This is a genomic window from Mesorhizobium sp. M7A.F.Ca.CA.001.08.2.1 (genome assembly GCF_003998455.1).
In the GTDB taxonomy this organism is placed as follows: domain Bacteria; phylum Pseudomonadota; class Alphaproteobacteria; order Rhizobiales; family Rhizobiaceae; genus Mesorhizobium; species Mesorhizobium ciceri.
In genome coordinates, this window is sequence record NZ_RZPW01000747.1 from 1 (window position 1) to 2,994 (window position 2,994).

The 2,994-nt window shown below is 63.3% G+C and carries 3 protein-coding genes and 1 tRNA gene; 2 read left to right on the plus strand and 2 right to left on the minus strand.

The features are described 5' to 3' along the window. Window positions 1-180: 180 nt before the first annotated feature. Window positions 181-1,182 (minus strand): thioredoxin, encoded by a 1,002-nt coding sequence (gene trxA, locus EN914_RS30150; RefSeq protein ID WP_024504055.1) that lies wholly within the window; start codon window positions 1,180-1,182, stop codon window positions 181-183. A gap of 84 nt (window positions 1,183-1,266) precedes the next feature. Next, window positions 1,267-1,764 carry a prolyl-tRNA synthetase associated domain-containing protein gene (locus EN914_RS30155; RefSeq protein ID WP_024504056.1) on the minus strand — a complete coding sequence of 166 codons (498 nt, stop codon included), beginning with the start codon at window positions 1,762-1,764 and terminating at the stop codon, window positions 1,267-1,269. A 255-nt stretch (window positions 1,765-2,019) separates the two neighbouring features. On the opposite strand from EN914_RS30155, the gene EN914_RS30160 reads away from it, so the two are divergent. Together EN914_RS30160 and EN914_RS30165 are read left to right on the plus strand one after the other, a co-directional pair. After that, a tRNA-Gly gene (locus tag EN914_RS30160) sits at window positions 2,020-2,094 on the plus strand. Between the two features lie 195 nt (window positions 2,095-2,289). Continuing rightward, a complete protein-coding gene (locus EN914_RS30165; protein ID WP_024504057.1) occupies window positions 2,290-2,853 on the plus strand; it encodes a type 1 glutamine amidotransferase domain-containing protein in 564 nt (187 codons plus the stop codon). The last annotated feature ends 141 nt before the right edge of the window (window positions 2,854-2,994 follow it).

Sequence of the window (2,994 nt, forward strand, 5' to 3'; positions counted from 1 at the left end):
CCCTCGAGCGGAAAGATAGGGATCGTCGACGGCAAATCCTTGGCGAGCCGGTAATGCGCGTTTCCCGCTTGCACCTCGTTCCTCCGATCGCGCCATCAAGAAGCGCGTGAGTTCTTGGCCCTAATCTGGCGCAATCATCGCCGACGCCAAGCCCGTGCGGCAAAACAACCGGCAGCCGGCTCAGGAAAACAGCAGCGCCGACAATTTGCGGCGCGCGGCCAGCGTCGCCTCGTCGGTCATGCCCCAGGCCTCGAACAGCTGCAGCAATTGCGTCCTGGCGCCATCCTCGTTCCAGGCCCGGTCGGCCTTGATGATGGCCAGCAGATTGTCGGCTGCGGCCGTACGGTCGCCGTTGGCGTTCTGGATCATGGCCAGATCGAAACGCGCCTGGTGATCTCCGGGATTTTCCGCAAGGCGCCGCTCGAATTCGGCTGGATTGCCGAGAGCCGCCGCCTGCGCCGCAACCGCCATCCTGGCGCGCAGGGCTGCCAGTGGCGGCGCATCCTTCTTGGCCTCCGGGGCTGTTGCCAAAAGCGCCTCGGCGCCTTCCGTGTCGCCGGCCTCGAACAGCAGCTCTCCCAGTCCGGCGATCGCCTCGATCGTCTCCGGCGCCTGCGCCAGGATGGCGTCATAAATGTCGGCCGCGGTCTGCATGTCGCCGGCGTCGCGCGCTTCGGTGGCCGCTGCCAGAGCTTCGGCCACCGGCGGCGCGCCATTGCCCTTGCCGCCGACCTTGGTGATGAATTCGTTGATCTGGCTCTCCGGGATGGCGCCCATGAAGCCATCGACCGGCTGGCCGTCCTTGAAGGCGATGACCGCCGGGATCGACTGGATGCCGAGCTGGCCGGCGATCGACGGATGGTCGTCGATGTTCATCTTGACCAGCTTGACCCTGCCGCCGGCGGCCTTGACCGCCTTCTCCAGCTGCGGCGTCAGTTGCTTGCAAGGTCCGCACCAGGGCGCCCAGAAATCGACCAGCACCGGCTGACGGCGCGATTCCTGGATGACATCGGCGGCAAAGGCAGCCGTCGTCGTGTCCTTGATCACATCGGCGGGAGCGGCGGGCGTATCGCCAAGCGCGACTTTCGCCGGCGCCGGCGCGGTTCCACCATACTGCACCGAGGTGGTGTACTGGCCGCCATTGCCGCCAAAGGGGCCGCCGAACGGATTGTTGTGGCTCATCTCTTTACCCTTCCGTGGCGCCGCCGGCCGGCAGCCAGGCGCCCTATGCTTCAGACCATCGGTTTTAAGCCATCCATGTGGCGATCACGCGGAGACTTTCAAGATAGCAGCATCGTGCCCGGTTGCCTCGACGAATCTGATCAGGTCGGTCGCTGCGATCGATGTCGTCGCCTCATTGGTCAGCGGATGCCCATTGATCACCGCATGCTCCATCAAATCCTTGTCGAGCACGAGCTTGACCCTGTTTGCCGTGTCGTTGATGATGCCAAAGACCGTGACGGCGCCCGGCGTGACGCCGAGCAGCTCCATCAGCATCTCCGGTTTGCCGAAAGAAACCCGGCTGGCGGCGCCGATCACCTGGTGGATCTGCTTCAGGTCGACGACCGCGTCCTCGCCGACGGTGACCAGGAAGAAATTGTCCTTCTTGTCCTTCAGGAACAGGTTTTTCGTGTGCCCGCCGGCGATCTCGCCGCGCAGCGCCTGCGAATCGGCGACGGTATAGAGCGGTGGATGGCGCTTGGTCGAGGCAGCAATGCCCAGCTCGGCAAGAAAGGCAAAAAGTTCGGCTTCGGTCTTCGGCATCGGTTTCGTCTTCGTCCCGTTTGTGAGCCCATGCCGTTTACGGCCAATGGGGCGGCCGACACAAGACCGTCATGCGACATCACGGTGAGCGGCACCCGCCCTTTGCGGTGGCGCCCCCGCCGCGTGCCACTCGCGCGCCCGCCGGCGGCTTGCCGGCCTCGCTTGCCGGGTCGTAAAAAAGCCTGCGATTTCCCTGTTGCAATCGCCGCGCTCTTCAGCCATATAGGCCCGGCTTGCGGCCAAGACGCCGTGCGAGCGGGTGTAGCTCAGGGGTAGAGCACAACCTTGCCAAGGTTGGGGTCGAGCGTTCGAATCGCTTCACCCGCTCCAATTTCCTCTAAGGAAATCAAGCATCGAAAAGCCGCGGTCCGCCGCGGCTTTTTCGTTTTTGGACATTGTCGAACTGGGAGCTTGGGCCGAACTGCGCTTCGTCCATCCGCCTCTCATGTCACATAAAATTACAGCCAGGAACGCTTCCCGCCTCGCCTCGTTAGCCCTCCATCACCTAACGATGGAGAAAAACCAATGCAGGATATTTCCGGTAAGCGCGTCGCTATCCTTGCGACAAACGGGTTCGAACAATCCGAGCTTGAAGTTCCGCTCAAAAAATTACGCGAGGCGGGCGCCGAGGTCGATGTCGTGTCGCTCGCAAGCGGCAAGATCAAAGGCTGGGACCTCAAGGACTGGGGTCGGGAGATTCCTGTCGACAAGACGTTGGATGAGGCGCGGGCGGACGACTATGACGCGATCGTCCTGCCCGGCGGGGTTATCAATCCGGATCTGCTGCGCGTCGAGCGAAAGGCCCTGGACTTCATCGAATCGTTCTGGTCGGCCAAGAAGGTCGTCGGCGCGATCTGCCATGCGCCCTGGCTTCTCGCCGAGACCGGCATCGTAAGGGGTCGCCGGGTCACGTCTTACAAATCGATCAAGACCGATGTGATCAACGCCGGCGGTCTGTGGGAGGACACCGAAGTCGTCACCGACCAGGGGCTCGTCAGCAGTCGCAATCCCGGCGATCTCGACGCGTTCTGCGACAAGCTCGCCGAGGAGATCAGGGAAGGGCGGCACGACAGAAGGGTTGCTGCCTAGCCGCCTGTCCGCCCAGACGATCGACCGCGCAAGCTTTTCACAGTCAGCCCTTCGCCCCATCCGCCTTCCGCAGCGATGCCTGATGCACCAGCGAGGTCCAGCTGTTGGTCGAGGCGAGGTGGCAATAGAGCAGGCCGAGCG

What these genes read in the sequence shown, in the direction of transcription:
- trxA (WP_024504055.1), bottom strand. Translation starts at nt 1,182, where the DNA reads ATGAGCCACAACAATCCGTTCGGCGGCCCCTTTGGCGGCAATGGCGGC.
- EN914_RS30155 (WP_024504056.1), bottom strand. Translation starts at nt 1,764, where the DNA reads ATGCCGAAGACCGAAGCCGAACTTTTTGCCTTTCTTGCCGAGCTGGGC.
- EN914_RS30165 (WP_024504057.1), top strand. Translation starts at nt 2,290, where the DNA reads ATGCAGGATATTTCCGGTAAGCGCGTCGCTATCCTTGCGACAAACGGG.